This window comes from Mesorhizobium waitakense, from assembly GCF_056431085.1.
Window position 1 is genome coordinate 1 of sequence record NZ_JBWKME010000180.1, and the last position, 639, is coordinate 639.

A 639-nucleotide genomic window follows, 5' to 3' on the forward strand; every position below is an offset into this window, starting at 1 on the left:
TTCTGGGAGGCGCGCTGGGCGCTGCTAGGAAGCTCGCTCGGCCGGGCGCCGAGGCACAAGGAAATCATGGACGCCCTGCGCCAGGGCCAGCCCGATCTAGCGCGCGACTTCCTCGTCGAGGAGATCCGCAACGCCGGCGAATTCTTGCTTGAGGCGATGAGGTTCCGCGAGGCGACGGACTGAGACGCTTCTCTATTCGGCGTGTTGAGGTCAAGCGCTATCGAGCGTTTCCGTGTCTCCGGCGTTTTGACGTCTTTCACAGGGCCTTGCTTCTCTTCGGGATCGGCGTTTCGCCCTCCCAGTATGGGGTCAGGAGAATGAGGCGGCACAATCTACCAAGCGTCTTGATCGCGTGTTGCAATCGGTAGCGAGCGGAACTCTGTCTCTCTCCTTCTGTCGCGATGCATTTAATAATGAGCCTCCTCGGCGTAATGATATCAAGGCCTTAGTCTTGTACTTAAAATGAGAATTTGCATTTAATTTGAGATTCGCGCTTGGCTCGCTGCAGTTAACGTGAGATTCTGACTGCCTAACGTTTAGCTTGAATTGTTCGCGGGCAGCATGAACGAAGATACCGAGGTAGCGTCGCCTTAACATTTTAGGCGGACTTTACGGGCATGAGCCCGCACCCGCCCACCG

At 56.3% G+C, this 639-nt stretch carries 1 pseudogene; it reads left to right on the plus strand.

Annotated features, from left to right (window positions below):
• Nucleotides 1-183 (plus strand): annotated as a pseudogene (locus AC07FD_RS32765) (GntR family transcriptional regulator); the annotation flags it as partial.
• Nucleotides 184-639: the final 456 nt, after the last annotated feature.